The 18,565-nt window shown below is 71.6% G+C and carries 13 protein-coding genes and 1 pseudogene; 11 read left to right on the forward strand and 3 right to left on the reverse strand.

Annotation, left to right across the window (positions count from 1 at the left end; genetic code table 11):
• The first annotated feature begins 7 nt into the window (after positions 1-7).
• Positions 8-1,483 carry an MFS transporter gene (locus tag OG299_RS28805; protein WP_327363047.1) on the forward strand — a complete coding sequence of 492 codons (1,476 nt, stop codon included), beginning with the start codon at positions 8-10 and terminating at the stop codon, positions 1,481-1,483.
• Between the two features lie 213 nt (positions 1,484-1,696).
• On the opposite strand, the gene OG299_RS28810 is transcribed toward OG299_RS28805, so the two are convergent.
• Positions 1,697-2,590, reverse strand: a complete 894-nt coding sequence (locus OG299_RS28810; protein WP_327363048.1) for a hypothetical protein — start codon at positions 2,588-2,590, stop codon at positions 1,697-1,699.
• A 134-nt stretch (positions 2,591-2,724) separates the two neighbouring features.
• On the opposite strand from OG299_RS28810, the gene OG299_RS28815 reads away from it, so the two are divergent.
• The 6 genes and pseudogenes from OG299_RS28815 to OG299_RS28840 all read left to right on the forward strand — a co-directional run bounded on the left by OG299_RS28815 (position 2,725) and on the right by OG299_RS28840 (position 10,271).
• Entirely contained in the window at positions 2,725-3,507 is a 783-nt protein-coding gene (locus OG299_RS28815) for a serine protease (protein ID WP_266630270.1), read from the forward strand.
• A 100-nt stretch (positions 3,508-3,607) separates the two neighbouring features.
• Positions 3,608-4,022, forward strand: a pseudogene (locus OG299_RS28820) (response regulator); the annotation flags it as partial.
• A gap of 237 nt (positions 4,023-4,259) precedes the next feature.
• Complete coding sequence (locus tag OG299_RS28825; protein WP_030292092.1) at positions 4,260-4,598, forward strand: chorismate mutase; 339 nt, start codon at positions 4,260-4,262, stop codon at positions 4,596-4,598.
• Positions 4,599-4,635: 37 nt separating this feature from the next.
• Complete coding sequence (pepN, locus tag OG299_RS28830; protein ID WP_405703561.1) at positions 4,636-7,146, forward strand: aminopeptidase N; 2,511 nt, start codon at positions 4,636-4,638, stop codon at positions 7,144-7,146.
• Between the two features lie 318 nt (positions 7,147-7,464).
• On the forward strand, positions 7,465-8,865 hold the full coding sequence (locus OG299_RS28835; RefSeq protein WP_327363050.1) for a pyridoxal phosphate-dependent decarboxylase family protein: 1,401 nt from the start codon (positions 7,465-7,467) through the stop codon (positions 8,863-8,865).
• Positions 8,862-10,271: a lysine N(6)-hydroxylase/L-ornithine N(5)-oxygenase family protein gene (locus OG299_RS28840; protein ID WP_327363051.1), complete on the forward strand. Its 1,410-nt coding sequence runs from the start codon at positions 8,862-8,864 to the stop codon at positions 10,269-10,271. Before OG299_RS28835 ends, OG299_RS28840 begins: the two co-directional genes overlap by 4 nt.
• Before the next feature lie 19 nt (positions 10,272-10,290).
• Here the strand turns inward: OG299_RS28840 and OG299_RS28845 are convergent, their stop codons facing one another.
• On the reverse strand, positions 10,291-12,108 hold the full coding sequence (locus tag OG299_RS28845; RefSeq protein ID WP_327363052.1) for a bifunctional metallophosphatase/5'-nucleotidase: 1,818 nt from the start codon (positions 12,106-12,108) through the stop codon (positions 10,291-10,293).
• A 179-nt stretch (positions 12,109-12,287) separates the two neighbouring features.
• Here OG299_RS28845 and OG299_RS28850 point away from each other — a divergent pair, with 179 nt between their 5' ends.
• Positions 12,288-13,544: a ricin-type beta-trefoil lectin domain protein gene (locus OG299_RS28850; RefSeq protein WP_442817600.1), complete on the forward strand. Its 1,257-nt coding sequence runs from the start codon at positions 12,288-12,290 to the stop codon at positions 13,542-13,544.
• Positions 13,545-13,593: 49 nt separating this feature from the next.
• Here OG299_RS28850 and OG299_RS28855 read toward each other — a convergent pair whose 3' ends face one another.
• Positions 13,594-14,286, reverse strand: coding sequence for an alpha/beta fold hydrolase (locus OG299_RS28855; RefSeq protein WP_266630282.1), 693 nt, complete (start codon positions 14,284-14,286; stop codon positions 13,594-13,596).
• A 145-nt stretch (positions 14,287-14,431) separates the two neighbouring features.
• On the opposite strand from OG299_RS28855, the gene OG299_RS28860 reads away from it, so the two are divergent.
• From OG299_RS28860 to OG299_RS28870, 3 genes are read left to right on the forward strand one after another with little or no spacing between them, the layout of a single operon-like run.
• Positions 14,432-17,239 (forward strand): ATP-binding protein, encoded by a 2,808-nt coding sequence (locus OG299_RS28860; RefSeq protein WP_327363055.1) that lies wholly within the window; start codon positions 14,432-14,434, stop codon positions 17,237-17,239.
• Positions 17,236-17,937: an SIMPL domain-containing protein gene (locus tag OG299_RS28865; protein WP_266630286.1), complete on the forward strand. Its 702-nt coding sequence runs from the start codon at positions 17,236-17,238 to the stop codon at positions 17,935-17,937. Before OG299_RS28860 ends, OG299_RS28865 begins: the two co-directional genes overlap by 4 nt.
• Positions 17,934-18,449, forward strand: a complete 516-nt coding sequence (locus tag OG299_RS28870) for a GNAT family N-acetyltransferase (RefSeq protein WP_327363056.1) — start codon at positions 17,934-17,936, stop codon at positions 18,447-18,449. Before OG299_RS28865 ends, OG299_RS28870 begins: the two co-directional genes overlap by 4 nt.
• The last annotated feature ends 116 nt before the right edge of the window (positions 18,450-18,565 follow it).

Here is an 18,565-nt window from a genome sequence, read left to right on the forward strand (position 1 = left end):
GCCCGCCATGCCCTCGCCTTCGCCCTGGCCCGAGCCGTCGCCCGTGTCCCTGTCCCCGACCCCCTATCCGCGCCGCTGGGCCGCCGCCGTCATGATGGTCGCCGCGCTCATGGACCTGCTCGACGTGACCATCGTCAACGTCGCCATCCCCTCCATCGGCCGCGAGCTGCACGCCTCGCAGAGCGCCCTGCAGTGGCTCGTCTCCGCCTACCTCCTCGGCTTCGCCGCCACCCTGATCGTCTCCGGGCACCTCGGCGACCGGTACGGGCGCAAGGCCCTGTTCCTCGCCGGAACCGCCGGCTTCGGCCTCGCCAGCCTCGGCTGCGGCCTCGCCCAGAGCCCCGGCCGGCTGATCGCCGCCCGCGCCGTGCAGGGCGTCATGGCCGCCCTGCTGATGCCCCAGGTGCTCGGCTCCTTCCGCACCCTGTTCCAGGGCAAGGAACGCGGCACCGTCTTCGGGATGTACGGGGCCGTCGCCGGCTTCGCCTCCGCCGTCGGGCTGCTGCTCGGCGGCCTGCTCACCGACGCCGACCTGTTCGGCTGGGGCTGGCGGTCCATCTTCCTCGTCAACGTGCCGGTCGCCCTGGCCGCCTGCGTGGCCGGAGCCGTCCTGGTCCCCGCCACCCGCGAGCGCGGCGCTGGCCGCCCCGACCTGGCCGGCAGCCTCGTCCTCGCCGGCGCCCTGATCGCCGTCGTGCTGCCGCTCGTCCAGGGCGAGGCGAACGGCTGGCCGCTGTGGGGCTGGCTGTGCCTGGCCGCCGGGGTCCTCGCCGTCATCGGCCTCGGCGTACTCGAAGCCCGCCGGCGCGGGGCGACCGTACCGCTGCTGCCCGCCCGCGCCTTCCGACTCCCCGCCTTCTCCGTCGGCCTCGCCGTCCAACTGCTCTTCGCCGTCGGCATGCAGGGCTTCTTCCTGGTCTTCGCGATCTGGCTGCAGGGCGGCGAGGGCTACACCCCGATGCAGGCCGGCGTGCTCACCGTCGCGTTCTCCGTCGGCAGCTTCCTGACCGCTCCCGCCGCCGACTCCCTCGCCGTCCGCTTCGGCCGCCTCGTGCTCGCCGCCGGCGCGCTGATGATGGTGGGAGGCTTCGCCGGGGTCTGGTACGCCGTCTCCGCCTCCGCCGCCGCACACACCGGCGCCTGGCCGCTCGCCCCCGGCCTGCTCGTCGCGGGCGCCGGACTCGGCTTCCTGGTCGTGCCGCTGGTCAACGTCGTCCTGTCCGCCGTCCCCGCCGACATCGCGGGCGGGGCCTCCGGAATCTTCTCCACCGCCCAGCAGTTCGGCGGCGCCCTGGGCGCGGCCGCCATCGGCAGCGTCTTCTTCGGCGCCCTCGCCGACGGCGGGCCCACGCACGCCCTGACCGCCGCCATGCCCTGGGTGACCGCCGGATTCCTGCTCAGCGCGGTGCTCTGCCTGGCCCTGCCGCGCACGGCGGTGTCCCCCGAACCGGCGCCCTCGGACCCCGAGCCGCTGCCGGCGTAACCACCGCCGGGGGAGCGGCGGGCCCGGCCGGGCCCGCCGCACAGGAAACGGGCCCGGCACAGGAAACGGCCCCGGCCCCCTGGCGGGGGGGTCGGGGCCGGATCCTTCATTCGTGCGATGGGATATCACTACCCACGCCGGCCACGCCTTGAACCGCTCTCAGCCAACATCTTGTCCCTCGTTCGCGCCGCGTTCGCCGGGCCCCGACTCCGATCAGGTGTCGCACTCCAGCACCGTGCGGCACAGCCCGCAGCGAGCGCGCACCGGCCCGCGGACCGCCAGCCGCAGCCGCTGCCCGCACACCGGGCACGGGAAGCTCACCCGAGTCCCCGCCGGGTGCTCCTCGAATGCGTACGAGGCCCCCGGCGCGGCGGCGCCCGCCCGCCGGTCCCGGGCGTAGCGCCGCCGCTGCGCCCGGTCCGCGGCGGCCAGGGGGGCCCGGCGCAGCTCCTGCCCGGCGAGCGCCCGGCCGCGCAGGTACGCCTCGTACGCCTGGGGGCTGGTGAACCAGGTGGAGGGGTCCTCGCCCCCGCCGGGCAGGAAGGCGCGCCGGGCCAGCACGTACCCGAACTCCTCGGGGGTGAGGTAGCCGAGCTTCTGGTGGGTGAGCTCGTCCTCGCGGTAGGCGTCGAGGAGCAGCCAGCCGGTCCCGAGGTAGGCGGCGGCGGTGTCGGTGAGGATCTCGTTGTCGGCGGTGGAGGGGAAGCACAGGTCCAACCGGTGCAGCAGGACGTGCGTGACCTCGTGGGCCAGGGCGGCGGCCAGATCGCGGCGGTGGGTGCGGAAGCGGTCGTTGACCTCGATGAAGTACTCGGGGCCCGCGGCCAGTTCCACGGTGGCCGCCTGCTCCATCGCCCGGAAGCAGACCACCATCCGGGCATCGGGCAGCCGCAGCGCGCGCACGATCGCGGAGGCCACGCGGTGCGCGCCGAGGTGGAGGTCGTCGTCGGCGGTGAAGGCGGCGTCGGCGGGCGCGAAGCTCGTGTCGTACGCCCGGATCCCCTCGTACGAGAGCCGCCGGAACAGCGCGGTGATCGAGGCGCGGACGATGTCGAGGTGGGGAAATCCGTGCTCGATCGGGCTGCTGCGCCTGCCGTTCTTCGTCATGCCGCCCCCTGCGCCGCGCATCGTCCCGCATGTTGTCCGAAAACGCGTTCTTGATGTCCGGTGAGCGGCGGGTGTGACATGTACGTGTCATTCACCCGATGACGCGCACGGCCCAACCCCCCACGAAAGGCAGTGTGTTGACCGTGTCCACCCTTGCCGCACTCATCAAGCGCACCCTCGCCGTCGGCGCAGTGGCCCTCGCCGCCGTCAGCCTCCAGCCCGGCGCAGCCAACGCCTCCCAGGCCCCCGTCGTCGGCGGCACCCGCGCCGCCCAGGGCGAGTTCCCCTTCATGGTCCGCCTCTCCATGGGCTGCGGCGGCGCCCTCTACACCCAGCAGATCGTCCTCACCGCCGCCCACTGCGTGAACGGCTCCGGGAACAACACCTCCATCACCGCCACCGCCGGAGTCGTCGACCTCAACAGCTCCAGCGCCGTCAAGGTCAAATCCACCAAGGTCCTCCAGGCCCCCGGCTACAACGGCAAGGGCAAGGACTGGGCCCTCATCAAACTCGCCAAGCCCATCAACCTGCCCACCCTCAAGATCGCCGACACCAAGGCCTTCGACAACGGCACCTTCACCGTCGCCGGCTGGGGCGCCACCCGCGAGGGCGGCGGCCAGCAGCGGTACCTGATGAAGGCCACCGTGCCGTTCGTCTCCGACGCCAGCTGCCAGAGCTCGTACGGCAGCGACCTCGTCCCCAGCGACGAGATCTGCGCCGGGCTGCCCCAGGGCGGCGTCGACACCTGCCAGGGCGACTCCGGCGGCCCCATGTTCCGCCGCGACAGCAACAACGCCTGGATCCAGGTCGGCATAGTCAGCTGGGGCGAGGGCTGCGCCCGGCCCAACTTCCCCGGCGTCTACACCGAGGTCTCCACGTTCGCCACCGCCATCAAGAACGCGGCCGCGACCCTCTGAGCCCCGTACTTCGTCCTTCCGGCCGAGCGCACCCGGGCCGGAAGGACGAGGCGCGGTGCACCGAACGCGGTAGCCGGGGGAGGTCAGGACCGGATTCCGGATGATCCTCGAGAGCCGGCCGGACATCGAGGCCGTCGCCGACTCCGTCGACGGCAAAGCCGCGCTCGCGGCCGTCGCCGCACACCGGCCGGACGTCCTCCTCCTCGACATCCGCAAGCCGAAGCTCGACGGCCTCGAGGTCACCCGGCGACTCGCCCGCCGGGACGGTCCGCGCATCGTGATCGTCACCACCTTCGACCTCGACGAGTACGTCCACGCCGCGCTCCACGGAGGAGCATCCGGCTTCCTCCTGAAAGACGCCAGCCCCGCGATGCTGGTTGAGGCGGTCCGCGCGGCAGCCGTCGCAGACTCCCTCGTCTCACCCGCCATCACCGTACGACTCCTGCGCGACACGGCCCCACGGGCCACCGCCGCCCCGCCGGCCCGCCGAGCCCCTCACGGAACGCGAACAGGACGACGACGGAGGCCGCCCCGCCCGCCTCCCGGACACGCCCGCGGCGGCTACGGCCTCGCCGGCATGGCCGAACGCGCCGAAGCCCTGGGCGGCTCCGTCACCGCCGGCCCCGCCCCCGAAGGAGGATGGCTGGTCACCGCCGTCCTCCCCCTCTGATCGGCCAACCCCGCACACCCATCCGTCTCACGGACCGGCTCACCCGGGAACCACACGCGAACGCCACGTATTCTCGGGAACCATGAACAACAGCGCCCCCGACGAAGCCGCCGCGACCGGCGCCATCGACGAGAACGTCACCGCCGAGCTGGCCCGCCTGCGCGACAGCATCGACAACATCGACGCGGCCGTCGTCCACATGCTCGCCGAGCGTTTCAAGTGCACCCAGCAGGTCGGCCACCTCAAGGCCAAGCACCAGCTGCCCCCGGCCGACCCGACCCGCGAAGCCAGCCAGATCGCCCGGCTCCGCGAACTCGCCGAGAACGCCAAACTCGACCCGGCATTCGCCGAGAAGCTCCTCAACTTCATCATCGCCGAGGTCATCCGCCACCACGAGACGATCGCTGCGGGCGAAGAGTAGGCGAGGGCGGACGACCGGGGCCCACCCTTCGGGCAGCATGGGCCCCATGTCCGCACTGACGCGCAACGAAGCGCAGCTCCGAGCACAGCTCCTCGACGTCCACCACTACGCCGTCACCCTCGACCTCACCGGCGGCGACGACACCTTCGCATCCACGACCGTCATCCGGTTCACCGCCCGCACCGCCGCGGACACCTTCGTGGAGCTGAAACCGGACGAACTGCACTCCGCCGAACTCGACGGCAGCCCCCTCGACCCGGACGCCCTCGCCGACAACCGCCTCCCCCTCACCGGCCTCGGCGAAGGCCCCCACGAGCTGCGCATCGCCACCCGCATGCGCTACTCCCGCACCGGCGAAGGCCTCCACCGCTTCACCGACCCCGCGGACGGCGAGGCGTACGTCTACACCCAGATGTTCATGGACGACATCCAGCGCGTCTTCCCGGCCTTCGACCAGCCCGACCTCAAGGCCGTCTTCGAGTTCACCGTCACCGCCCCCGCCCACTGGACCGTCCTCGCCAACGGCATCACCGAGCGCGTCGGCCACCGCGACACCGACGGCGCGGGCATCTGGAAGTCCGCCCCCACCCCCGTCATCTCCACCTACCTCGCCGCCGTCGCCGCCGGCCCCTGGCACAGCATCCGCACCGAACACGCCGGACTGCCCTTCGGCATCCACTGCCGCCAGTCCCTCGCCCCCCACCTCGACGCCGACGCCGAGGAAATCCTCTCCGTCACCACCGACTGCTACGACCGCTACCACGAGAAGTTCTCCGAGCCCTACCCCTTCGACTCCTACGACCAGGCCTTCGTCCCCGAGTTCAACGCCGGCGCCATGGAGAACCCGGGCCTCGTCACCTTCCGCGACGAATTCGTCTTCCGCTCCGCCGTCACCGACACCGAACGCCAGACCCGCGCCATGGTCATCGCCCACGAGATGGCCCACATGTGGTTCGGCGACCTCGTCACCCTGCGCTGGTGGGACGACATCTGGCTCAACGAGTCCTTCGCCGAGTACATGGGCTACCAGACCCTCACCGAAGCCACCCGCTTCACCGGCACCTGGACCGAATTCGGCGTCAACCGCAAGTCCTGGGGCTACGACGCCGACCAGCGGCCCACCACCCACCCCGTCGCCCCCGACCCCGACGCCGTCCCCGACACCGCCAGCGCCCTCCTCAACTTCGACGGCATCTCCTACGCCAAGGGCGCCTCCGCGCTGCGCCAACTCGTCGCCTGGCTCGGCGAGAAGGACTTCCTCGCCGGCATCAACACCCACTTCACCCGCCACAAGTTCGCCAACGCCTCACTCGCCGACTTCGTCGAATCCCTCGCCGCCCACACCGACCGCGACGTCCACGCCTGGGCCGACATCTGGCTGCGCACCACCGGCATCGACACCCTCACCCCCCGCATCGAGGAGAACCACGGCGGTTGGACCCTCACCGTCGACCACCACGGCACCCGCCCCCACCACATCGCCGTCGGCCTCTACGACCGCGACCCCGACCACACCCTCGAGCCGCGCGAACTCCTCACCGTCGACGTCCCCTCCGACGAGATCGTCTCCGTCAGCGGCCCCCGCCCCGCCCTCCTCCTCCTCAACGACGGCGACCTCAGCTACGCCAAGGTCCGCCTCGACGACACCTCCCTCGAGACCGCCCGGCGCAAACTGTCCGCCATCCCCGGCCCCCTCACCCGGGCCGTCGTCTGGAACGCCCTGCGCGACATGGTCCGCGACGGCGAACTCGAACCCGCCGCCTACCTGGCCACCGCCGCCGCACACCTGCCCGAGGAAGCCGACCTGGCCATCGTCCAGGGCGTCCTCGCCTTCGCCCGCCACCACATCGTCGACCGCTACCTCGGCCCCGAAGAGCGCACCGACGCCCTCGCCACCCTCACCCTCATCGCCCGCGGCCTGCTGCGCCGCACCGAGGACGGCTCCGACCCCGGGCTGCGGCTCGCCGCCGTACGCGCCCACATCGACGCCGCCACCCAGCCCGACACCCTCGCCGCCTGGCTCGAGGACGACACCGTGCCCGGCGGCCCCGAACTCGACCCCGAACTGCGCTGGCGCATCCTCGCCCGGCTGTCCGTCCTCGGCGCCGTGGGGGAGCGCGAGATCGACGCCGCCCTCACCGCCGACCCCAGCGCCACCGGCGAGGAAGGCGCCGCCCGCTGCCGCGCCGCCCTCCCGACCGCCGAGGCCAAGGCCGCCGCCTGGGAACGCCTCTTCCACGACGACTCCCTCTCCAACTACCTCTTCAGCGCCACCGCCCAAGGCTTCTGGCAGCCCGAACAGGCCGACCTCGTACGGGACTACGTCCCCCGCTTCTACGCCGACGTCATCTCCCTCGGCGCCCGCCGCGGCCCCGCCATCGCCGAAGCCGCGGGCCGCTACGCCTTCCCCGGCCACGCCGTGGACGAGGACAACCTCGAGGCCGGCCACACCGCCCTCGCCGACCCGTCCATCGTCCCCGCCCTGCGCCGCAAGCTCGTCGACCAGCTCGACGACCTGGCCCGGGCCCTCCGCGTCCGCGCCTCCTGACACCACGCCCGAGCCGCCACCCCGGCCGCCGCCCCCGCCGAAACCGGCCGGGAGCGGCGGCCGGTCCCGTTCCCGGGCCGGGTCCCCGGCGCCGAGCGGAAAACAACATCCGGACAAACCCCGGCGGTTACCCCGTTCGGGTCTGATCGTTGTACCCGTCGGGCCCCCAGGCTGTCACCGCAGCAGAGCCCGCCGCCAGGCCGTCTCTTTCGGATCAGTCCCCCGGCCACCGCCGGGAGGCGCCCCCAGACCCGCGACGCCCGGCACCCACGACAGGGCCGGCACCCTGCCGCAGACCCGTTCCCGTGAGGACACCGCATGACCGCGCCGCCCGGCACCCCGCCGACCCCACCGCACCCGCTCGCCGGCGGCCGCCTCGGCGCCGAAGCCCTGCGGCCCCTCCTCGACACCGTCCTCGAGGCCCTGCACACCGGAGCCCAGGAGCGCGGCGGGCCGATTCCGGCAGGCGGCCCCGACGCCCTCGCGGCCCGCGTCCACGCCGTACTGGGCGACGTACTCCCCGAAAAGGGCCACGGCGATCACGAGGCGCTCCGGACCCTCGTCCACACCCTCGCCGCCGGCGCCGCCGACCCCGCCGACCCCCTGTGCGCGGCCCACCTCCACGGCCCGCCCCTCGCCGTCGCAGCCGCCGCCGACCTCGCCGCCTCCGCCCTCAACCCCTCCCTCGACTCCTGGGACCAGGCCCCCGCCGCCTCCGCGATCGAAGCCCTCCTCACCCGCGCCCTCGCCGCCGAGTTCTACGACACCCCCCACCCCGACGCCCTCGTCACCACCGGCGGCACCGAGGCCAACCAGCTCGCCCTGCTCCTCGCCCGCGAACGCCACGGACCCGGCCTGACCGTCCTCCACGGAGCCGGCGCCCACCACTCGGTCCCCCGCGCCGCCTGGCTCCTCGGCCTGCCCCCCACCGCCTGTCTCCCCACCCCCACCGGCACCCTCGACCCCGCCCGCCTCGCCGAAGCCCTCGCCGCCACCCCCGGCCCCGTCCTCGTCACCGCCACCGCCGGCACCACCGACGCCGGCCTCATCGACCCGCTCGAAGCCATCGCCGACCTGTGCGAGCAGTACGGCGCCGACCTCCACATCGACGCCGCGTACGGAGGCCTCCTCGCCCTCAGCCCCCGCCACCGCCCCCGCGTCGCAGGCCTCGGCCGCGCCCACTCCCTCACCATCGACCTGCACAAACTCGGCTGGCAGCCCGTCGCCGCAGGCCTCCTAGCCGTCCCCGACACCGCCCTGCTGGCCCCCCTCGCCCACCAGGCCGACTACCTCAACGCCACCGACGACACCGAAGCGGGCCTCCCCGACCTCCTCGGCCGCTCCCTGCGCACCACCCGCCGCCCCGACGCCCTCAAGATCGCCGCCACCCTGCGCTCACTCGGCCGCGACGGCCTCGCCCACCTCATCGACCGCACCTGCGAACTCGCCCACCACCTCGCCCGCCTCCTCGACGCACACCCCCGCTTCGAACTCCACGCACCCCCCACCATCAGCACCGTCCTCTTCCGCCCCACCCACACCGACGACACCCACCTCGCCGCCCTGCGCCGCACCCTCCTCCTCGGCGGCCACGCCGTACTCGGCCGCGCCACCGCCGACGGCCGCCTCTGGCTCAAAGCCACCCTGCTCAACCCCCACACCACCGCGCGGGACCTGGACACCCTCGTCACCCTCCTGGAAGGCAGCAGCCACCGATGACCGCCCAGCTCGATGCACCCCACGACCTCGTCGGAATCGGCATCGGCCCCTCGAACCTGTCCCTCGCCGCCCTGGCCCACGGCCTCCCCCAGCAAGGGACCGGCGAACTCGCCACCGCCTTCTACGACCAGCGCCACGACTTCCGCTGGCACCCCGGACTCCTCATCGACGGCACCACCCTCCAGGTCCCCTTCCTCGCCGACCTCGTCACCTTCGCCGACCCCACCAGCCCCTGGACCTTCCTCAACTACCTCAAGCACAAGGAGCGGCTCTTCCCCTTCTACTTCGCCGAGCAGTTCCACATCCAGCGCGCCGAATACGACGCCTACTGCCGCTGGGTCGCCGGCCGCCTGCCCGGACTCCACTTCGGCCACCAGGTCGACGCCGTCCGCTGGAACCCCGAACGCGACCTCTTCGAAGTCGACTACACCCAACTCGACACCGACGGCGAAGCCGAAGCCCTCGGCCGCACCCACACCCGCAACCTCGCCCTCGGCATCGGCACCGCCCCCTACGTCCCCGAACCCCTGCGCCCCCTCGCCGAAGCCCCCACCGTCCCCGTCATCCACTCCGCCGACTACCTCGACAACCGCCTGCGCATCCTCGCCGCCGACCACGTCACCGTCATCGGATCAGGCCAGTCCGGAGCCGAAGTCTTCCTCGACCTGCTCCGCTCCCGCCCCGCCGGCCGCGAACGCCTCACCTGGCTCGCCCGTACGCCGTCCTTCGCCCCCATGGAGTACTCGAAGCTCGGCCTCGAACACTTCACGCCCGACTACACGCGCTACTTCCACGCCCTGCCCGAGCCCGTACGCGACCAGCTCATCCCCGCGCAGTGGCAGCTCCACAAGGGCATCGACGCCGCCACCATCACCGCCATCCACGACGAGCTCTACCGCCGCACCCTCCAGGGAGGCTGGCCCGACGCCGTCCTCACCCCGGGAGTCAGCGTCCGCACCGCCGGCCGCGTCGCCACCACCAAGGTCGAACTCCACCTCGAACACACCCAGCAGGGCACCCGCTCCCGCCTCACCACCGACGCCGTCGTCCTCGCCACCGGCTACAAGGAACGGCCCCTCACCGGCCTCCTCGCAGGCCTCGACCCCTACCTGCGCAAGGACTCCTCCGGCCGTCCCCGCATCGACGAGAACCACCGCATGATCCTCGACCCCTCCGTCACCGGCAGCATCTTCGTCCAGAACGGCGAACGCCACACCCACGGCGTCGGAGCCCCCGACCTCGGCCTCGCCGCCTGGCGCAGCGCCGCCATCCTGAACACCCTCACCGGCAAGGAGCCCTACCCCCAGCCCACCCGCACCGCCTTCACCACCTTCGGCCTCGAACAGCGGGAGCACACCCGGCCCGCTCCCACGGTCGAGCTGCTCCCGCTGGTCGAACATCCCTAGGAGGCGTCCGGCGACCCGGCTAGAACACCGGAACCCCGGCCCGGGTCAGCCGCCAGTCCACCGACGCGAACTGGGCCGGGTCGATCGTCCCCTTCGCCTTCACCCACTGGATGATCGTGTTGCGGATCTCCTCCGAATTCGCCCACAGCTGCTTGGCCTGCGGCACGTGCGGGAAGTTCCCGCCACCCGACGCCCGGTAGTTGTTCACCGCCAGCACGAACTCCGCAGCCGGATCCACCGCCTTCCCCTGGAACGAAAGCCCCGAGATCCGCGAACCCACCGGCTGCGCGACGTCGATGTCGTACGACAGCCCGTACACCGCGTCGTAGTTGTAGTCCGGGACGCCCTCGGAATTCGTCAGCTTCGCCGGGTCCACCGGAGCACCCGGCGCCGTCTGCACGTAGTACCGCGCCGAGTACTCCAGGTAGTCCTTCAGCTGCGCACCCGTCAGCAGCCGCGCCTCCATCGTGTTCTCGAACGGGTACAGGCCCGCAGCATCCTTGATCGTCACCTGCCCGGCCGGAATCGCCGCCGTACGCGAGAAGCACGACGCCTGCGACAGCACCGGCAGCGCCGCCCACTGCGTGCCCGCCAGCGCCCCCTTCACCGTGTCCGCCTGCACGTGGTTGATCAGATCGATGATCGCGACGTCCTTGACCGGCCCGTCCGCCGAGGACATCGCCTGCACCGACGTACCGATCACCTGGTTCACGTACGCCACGACCTTGCGGTGCTCGTCCGACAGCAGCCGCACGATCTTCGGGTCCTCGACCGCCGTGTTCGAGTTCAGCACCTTCGCGGACACCTTCGCCACCGACCAGCAGCCCTTCGACCACGTCAGCTCGAAGTCGAACAGCGTCAGGCGCTGCCCCCACTTCAGCGGCTCCGACAGCACCACGTCCTTGCCGGTCGCCTTGTTCTTCACCCGGTACTCCGGGATCTCCGTGTGCGCGTGCCCCACCAGGATCGCGTCGATCCCCGGCACCTGCTCGGCCACCAGACCCGCCGCGTTCTCGATGTACGGCAACTGGTCACCGTAGGAGGACGTACCGCTCGAACCCGAGTGCGCGGACACGATCACCACGTCCGCACCCATCGACCGCAGCTTCGGCACGTACTTCGCCGCCTGCTCCTCCAGCCCCGGGAACGTCATCTTCCCCTGCACGTTCGCCTTGTCCCAGATCGCGATCCCCGGGTTCGTCAGCCCCAGCACCGCCACCTTCACGTCCCGCCCGTAAGGGGTCCGCAACCGGTGCATGCTGTACGGCGCGAACGCCGGCCGCAGCGTCTTCGCATCCAGCGCGTTCGCCCCCAGCAGCGGGAAATCGCACTGCTCCTCGAACTTGCGCAGCACCGGTATGCCGTAGTTGAACTCGTGGTTCCCCAGCGCCGCCGCGTCGTAGCCGATCGCGTTCATCGCCTGCGCCATCGGGTGCACCGGACCGCGCCGCGCGGTGATCGGATCCACCTTCGCGTAGTAGTACGACAGCTGCGTGCCCTGGATCGTGTCACCCGCATCGATCATCAGCGTGTTGCAGCGCCCCTTCTCCGCCCGCACCTGGTTCACGAGCGTCGAGATCTTCGCCAGGCCGACGTCGTTGTGCGCCTTGTCGTCGAACTCCTTGTCGGTGAAGTAGTCCCAGTTGAAGACGTTCCCGTGCAGGTCGGTCGTCCCCATCACCGTGAACGAGTACGTACGCGGCTTCCCCGCGGCCCCGGCCCCGGCCTCGGGGGCCGCCTCGGCCGCGGCAGCCGGGGTGCCCGCGGCCCCCGTCAGCGCGACGGCCGCACCCGTGGCGGCCGAAGTACCCAGAAACGTCCTACGGTCGAACGCCATGCCATCTCCTCAGTAGGCGTGAACAACGCGCGTAGATTCTGACCGATGGGTCATGAGGAGCAACACCCCTGCCGGGTGCGGATGTCTTGACGCAGCGAGGTCATGAGCCTTCAATCAAGCATTGAACTAAGGCAGTTGAGGTGAGTCCCCCCACCCTGAAGTGATGTGATGTCATGACCATGCGCACCACCTGGCGCCGCCGCACCACGCTCGGCGCCCTCGCCCTGCTCTGCTGGAGCGGCCTCGCCGCCCCGCCCACCGGCGCCGCGGAACCCCCCACGACCGCAGCCGCCGCAGCCGCCGCAGCCACGTTCTCCGATGAATTCGACGGGCCGGCCGGAACAGCCGCCGACCCCGGGAAATGGCAGACCGAGACCGGCGACAACGTCAGCAACCACGAACGGCAGTACTACACGGCAGGCAATCGCAACGCCGCCCTCGACGGCCAGGGCCACCTCGTGATCACCGCCCGCCGCGAGAACCCAGGCAACTACGACTGCTGGTACGGGCGCTGCGAGTACACCTCGGCACGGCTCAACACCGCCGGCCGCTTCACCCAGGCGTACGGACACGTCGAAGCCCGGCTCAAAGTCCCGCGCGGCCAGGGGATGTGGCCCGCGTTCTGGATGCTCGGCAACGACATCGGCCAGGTCGGCTGGCCGAACTCCGGCGAGATCGACGTCATGGAAAACGTCGGATTCGAACCCTCCACCATCCACGGAACGATCCACGGCCCCGGATACTCCGGCTCCGGCGGCATCGGCGCCGCCTACACCCTCCCCGGCGGCCAGGCCTTCGCCGACGCCTTCCACACCTTCGCCGTCGACTGGGCCCCCGACTCCATCAGCTGGTCCGTCGACGGCGCCGTCTACCAGCGCCGCACCCCCGCCGACCTCGGCGGCCGCACCTGGGCCTTCAACAAACCGTTCTTCCTGATCCTCAACCTCGCCGTCGGAGGCTACTGGCCCGGCGACCCCGACGCCGGCACCACCTTCCCCCAGCAACTCGTCGTCGACCACGTACGGGTCACCACCTCCGACACCGGCACCGGCCGCACCGGCCCGATCACCGGCCTCGCGGGCAAATGCGTCGACGTCGCCGGCGCCAACCCCGCCGACGGCACCCCCGTACAGCTCTACGACTGCAACGGCACCCCCGCCCAGCAGTGGACGATCGCCGCCGACGGCACCCTGCGCGCCCTCGGCAAATGCCTCGACGTCACCGGCGGCAACACCGCCGACGGCACACCCGTCCAGCTCTACGACTGCAACGGCACCCCCGCACAACGCTGGGCCCTGCCCGCGGCCCGCGACATCGTCAACCCGCAAGCCGACAAATGCCTCGACGTCACCGGCGGCAACGCCGCCAACGCAACCCGCCTCCAGATCTGGACCTGCGGCGGCGCCCCCCACCAGAAATGGAACCTCCCGAACTAGGCGGTCACTGCCGGGCCCGCGCACATCAGCGCGGGCCCGGCAGCGCAGGCTACGCGCCGGCCGCCCGCCCGATCAGATCGGCGACCTCATCGGGCCGGGACACGTACACCGAATGGCTCGCCGGCACCTCCACCACCGTCGCCCCGATCCGCTCGGCCATAGCCCGCTGCGCCGACGGCGGGATCATCCGGTCCTGCGTGGACACCAGGTACCAGCTCGGCTTCGACCGCCACGCAGGCTCCGTGACCGCCCCGGTCAGCGCCTCCATACCCCACGGAAGCTGCGCGTCGGCCATGAACCGGGCCTGCTCGGGCGGCAGATCAGCCGCGAACGACTCCGCGAACCGCTCCCGGTCCAAGACCAGGAAACCCTCCCGGGGCGGCAGGATCGGCGGCACCGGAGCACCCGGCGGCGGATCGGCGATCAGACTGTTCACCGACTCGCCCTTGTCGGGCGCGAACGCGGCGACATAGACGAGGCTCGCGACCGCGTCGTGGCGCCCCGCCTCACTGATGATCACACCACCGTAGGAGTGGCCGACGAGGACCACCGGACCGTCCTGCGCGTCGATGACCCGCCGGGTCGCCGCCACATCGCCCTCCAGCCCCAGCGTGGGGTGCTGGACCACGCTCACGCGGTAGCCCTCGCCCACCAGACGGTCGTACACCGCCCGCCAGCCCGAGCCGTCCACGAACCCGCCATGGACCAGCACGACGTTTCGGATCGGCGCATCTGCGCTCATTTCCTTCACCTTCGCCTTTGTGTGTCGTGGCCGTTGTTCCGAGCGAATCGAGGCTAGGGGGCCGCAGTTCCGGCCGCTTCTGTCAAATGACGTAGAGAGACGCCGAACCGACATAAAGTGACAGGGCGTCGGGGGAGGGGCACACATGCTGATCGGACGTGACGACGACCTCGAACTGATCCGGGGCTTCGTCGACGAGGCCAGAACCTCCGGCGGCGCCCTCCTGTTATCCGGAGACGCCGGAGTGGGAAAGACAGAACTCCTGGACGCCGCCGCCGCACACGCCCACGCCGCGAACACACGCGTCGCGCGAGCAGCCGGCGTCGAGTTCGAAAGCTCGGTCGGCTTCGCCGGACTCCACCAGATCCTGTACCCCCTGCTGGACGGACTCGAAGAACTCGCCGCCGCCTACCGCAGCACCCTCAGCGTGGCCCTGGGCCTGCAACACGGCGCACCACCCCAGCAACTGATGGTGTCCAACGCCGTATCGGCCCTGCTCGGCCACGCCGGGGCCGAACGCCCCCTGCTCGTCATCGTCGACGACCTGCCCTGGCTGGACCGGGCCAGCGCCATCGTCATGGGCCTCGTGGCCCGCCGCCTCGGCGACAGCGCCAGCCGCGTCGGCTTCCTCGGCGCCTACCGGTCCGACGAAGGCAGCTTCTTCGACCGCGGCGGCGTCACCACCCACCACCTGCAGCCCCTCGACCCCGCCGCAGCAGAAAAACTGGTGAGAGACCGGTTTCCCGCCCTGACACCCCGCGTACGCACCCGCCTCCTCTCAGAGGCCCAAGGAAACCCCCTGGCCCTGCTGGAGCTGCCCATCGCCCTCAACGGCACCCGGCGCGCCCCCGCCACGATCCCCGACGTACTGCCCCTCGGCCGCCGCCTCCAGACGCTCTTCGCAGCCCGCATCGAGGCACTGCCACCCGAAACCCGGCTCCTCCTCCTGTACGCCGTCCTCGACGGCACCGGCGACCTCCACACCCTGCAAGCCGCCACCCACACCGCAACGGGAACCGGACCCACCGGCATCGAAAACCTGGCCCCCGCAGAACGCGCCGGACTCGTCTACGTCGACGACACCACCGGCCGACTCACCTTCCGCCACCCCCTCACCCGCTCCGCCGTCGTGGAACTCTCCACCAGCGACCAACGCCGCCGCATCCACCACGCCCTCGCCGAACACACCACCGACCGGCCCGAACGGCGCGCCTGGCACCTCGCCCAAGCCACCGTCGAACCCGACGAACACGTCGCCACCCTCCTCGAACAAACCGCACACGCCGTCCTGCGGCGCGGCGACGCAGGCGGCGCCATCGCCGCACTCCTGCGCGCCGCAGACCTCAGCCCCCGCGGCCACGAACGCGGCCGACGCATCGCCGAAGCCGCTTACCTCGGCGCCGACCTCACCGGCGACCTGCGCGACGTACCCAAACTCCTCGAAGACGCCCGCCGCGCCGACGGCGGCCGCGCCGGACCCCTCGTAGCAGCCGTCGCCGCCGCCCACCACCTCCTCCTCAGCGGCGAAGGCGACCTCGACACGGCCCACCGCCTCCTCACCGGCGCGATCGACATGCAGCACCAGCCCTACGACGCCACCGACACCACCATGACCGACGCCCTCTACACCCTCGCCTGGGTCTGCCACGGCGCCCAACGCCCCGAACTGTGGAAACCGCTCCACCAGGCCATCGCCCTGCTCACCCCCCACATCCCCGACCGGGTGGCCCTGACCCTCGCCACCCTCGCCGATCCCGCCCGCACCGCACCCCCCGCACTCGGCCTCCTGGACGAAACCATCGCCACCCTCGACCAGGAAACCGACCCCGTCCACATCATCCGCACCGCCATGGCCGCCGTATACGTCGACCGGCTGGCCGATTGCAGAACCGCGCTACGGCGCATCCTGCGCGACGGACGCGACACCAGCGCCGTCACCCTCGAACTCCAAGGCCTGGTCTTCCTGAGCCGCGACTGCTTCACAGCCGGCGCATGGGACCAACTCGACGAACAGACCGAGCAAGGACAGCGACTCAGCACCACCCACAGCTACCAGCTGCTCACCACCGACTACCTCTACCAGCGCGCACTGGTCGCCGCCGCACGCGGCGACACCGCCACCACCCAAGCCCTCACCGACGAGATGACCCTCTGGGCCGCACCCCGCCGCGTCGGCTCCGCCCTCTCCGGCGCCTCCCACGCCAAAGCCCTCGCCGCACTCGGCCAAGGCCGGTACGAAGAGGCCTACCGCCACGCGACCGCCGTCAGCCCCGCGGGCGAACTCGCCTCCCACGTCCCCACAGCCCTCTTCCTCGTCATGGACCTCGTCGAAGCCGCCCTCAGAACCGGCCGACAAACCGAAGCAGCGGCCCACGTCACCGCCGTACGGGAGGCAGGCATCGCCGCCATCTCACCCCGCCTCACCATGATCGTCGAGGCCTCGGCCGCGCTCACCGCCCACGACCCACACGCACGCGAACTCTTCCGGAGAGCGCTCTCCACCCCCGGCACCGACCGCTGGCCCTTCGACCACGCCCGCGTCCGGCTCGCCTACGGAGAACACCTCCGCCGGGCACGAGCCGCCACCGAAGCCCGCACCCACCTCACCGACGCACTCGACACCTTCCAACGCCTCGGCGCCCGCCCCTGGGCCGCCCGCGCCGCCGGCGAACTCCGGGCAACAGGACAGCCCACAAGACAGCCCGCAGCACGCGCCGACCACCACGGACCCGCCTCACTCACACCCCAACAACGCGAAATCGCCCACCTCGCCGCCGCCGGCCTCACCAACAAACAAATCGGCGAACGCCTCCGCCTCTCCCCGCGCACCGTCTCCACCCACCTCCACCAACTCTTCCCCAAACTCGGCATCACCTCCCGCGCCGCCCTCCGCGACGCGCTGGCAGAACCCACACGCCACACCCCGGACGACAGTGCGACAGTGAAACCATGACCCAGGACTCCGCACCCCAGCCCTACGGAACCCCCGAAGTCCCCCGCGTCGCCGTCCGCGGCGAAGCCCGCCTCGAAGTCGACCCCGAAATCGCCCGCATCGGCATCACCGTCACCGCCCGCGGCACCGACCGACGCACCGCCCTCGAAGACCTCACCCGCCGCAACAACACCGTCCTCGAGCTCATCAAGAGCTACGGCGACGCCGTCGAAAAACTCGAAACCGGCGCCTTCTCCATCAACCCCGAACTCACCCGCCACGGCCGCGCCGAACGCATCCGCGCCTACCACGGCCGCGTCCACATCACCGCCGAACTCGCCGACTTCACCGCCCTCGGCGAACTCACCACCCGCCTCGCCGACCTCGAACTCACCAGCGTCGACGGCCCCTGGTGGGCCCTGCGCCCCACCTCACCCGCCCACGGCGAAGCCCGCCGCCAAGCCGTACTCGAAGCCGTCCAACGCGCCCGCGAATACGCCGCCGCCCTCGGCGCCGACCTCGCCGCCCTCGTCGAACTCGCCGACCTCGGCGCCGAAAACGCCCTCCCCTTCCAAACAGCCGCCCCCGGCGCCGGCATGCGCACCATGGCCTTCAGCACCACCGAGGAAACCGCCCCGCCCCTCGACCTCGAACCCCAACGCCAAACCGTCTACGCCCAGGTCAACGCCCGCTTCACCATGACCCCTCCCCGACTGTGAACGCCCCCGCCCCGGCAGACGCGTGGACCCTGGAGAGCCTCCGCGCCGACCACGCCCCCGCCCTCCTCGACTTCGAACGGCGAAACCGGGCCCACTTTGCCCGCACCGTCCCCGACCGCGGCGACGCGTACTTCACCGAGTTCGCCGACCGCCACCACGCCCTGCTCGCCGAGCAGGAGAGCGGCCTGTCCCGGTTCCACGTCCTCATCACCCGCCAGGGCGACCTGGTCGGCCGCGTCAACCTCGTCGACATCGAGGACGGCAGCGCCGAACTCGGCTACCGCATCGGCGAAAGCGCCGCCGGCCGGGGCATGGCGACCGCCGCCGTCGCCGAGATCTGCCGCGCCGCGCAGGCCGCGTACGGGCTCTCGCGGCTCATCGCCGTCACCACCCTGGACAACCCGGCCTCCATGACCGTGCTCCGGCGCAACGGATTCACCCAGGTCGAGACCACGACCATCGACGGTCGGCCGGGCGTCCGCCACGAGCGCCCACTGGCCCCCGCGGACTGATCGAAAACGCGTGTCGGCAGGGCCCCCGGGGGTGCTCATCAGAGCACCCCCACGCACATTCAACAATTGTCAACAACCTTTTGCCCAACGGTTGTTGAGTGGACACCCGGAACCAA

Source organism: Streptomyces sp. NBC_01296, assembly GCF_035984415.1.
Lineage (GTDB): Bacteria > Actinomycetota > Actinomycetes > Streptomycetales > Streptomycetaceae > Streptomyces.

What these genes read in the sequence shown, in the direction of transcription:
- OG299_RS28805 (WP_327363047.1), top strand. Translation starts at nt 8, where the DNA reads ATGCCCTCGCCTTCGCCCTGGCCCGAGCCGTCGCCCGTGTCCCTGTCC.
- OG299_RS28810 (WP_327363048.1), bottom strand. Translation starts at nt 2,590, where the DNA reads ATGACGAAGAACGGCAGGCGCAGCAGCCCGATCGAGCACGGATTTCCC.
- OG299_RS28825 (WP_030292092.1), top strand. Translation starts at nt 4,260, where the DNA reads ATGAACAACAGCGCCCCCGACGAAGCCGCCGCGACCGGCGCCATCGAC.
- pepN (WP_405703561.1), top strand. Translation starts at nt 4,636, where the DNA reads ATGGGCCCCATGTCCGCACTGACGCGCAACGAAGCGCAGCTCCGAGCA.
- OG299_RS28835 (WP_327363050.1), top strand. Translation starts at nt 7,465, where the DNA reads ATGACCGCGCCGCCCGGCACCCCGCCGACCCCACCGCACCCGCTCGCC.
- OG299_RS28840 (WP_327363051.1), top strand. Translation starts at nt 8,862, where the DNA reads ATGACCGCCCAGCTCGATGCACCCCACGACCTCGTCGGAATCGGCATC.
- OG299_RS28845 (WP_327363052.1), bottom strand. Translation starts at nt 12,108, where the DNA reads ATGGCGTTCGACCGTAGGACGTTTCTGGGTACTTCGGCCGCCACGGGT.
- OG299_RS28850 (WP_442817600.1), top strand. Translation starts at nt 12,288, where the DNA reads ATGCGCACCACCTGGCGCCGCCGCACCACGCTCGGCGCCCTCGCCCTG.
- OG299_RS28855 (WP_266630282.1), bottom strand. Translation starts at nt 14,286, where the DNA reads ATGAGCGCAGATGCGCCGATCCGAAACGTCGTGCTGGTCCATGGCGGG.
- OG299_RS28860 (WP_327363055.1), top strand. Translation starts at nt 14,432, where the DNA reads ATGCTGATCGGACGTGACGACGACCTCGAACTGATCCGGGGCTTCGTC.
- OG299_RS28865 (WP_266630286.1), top strand. Translation starts at nt 17,236, where the DNA reads ATGACCCAGGACTCCGCACCCCAGCCCTACGGAACCCCCGAAGTCCCC.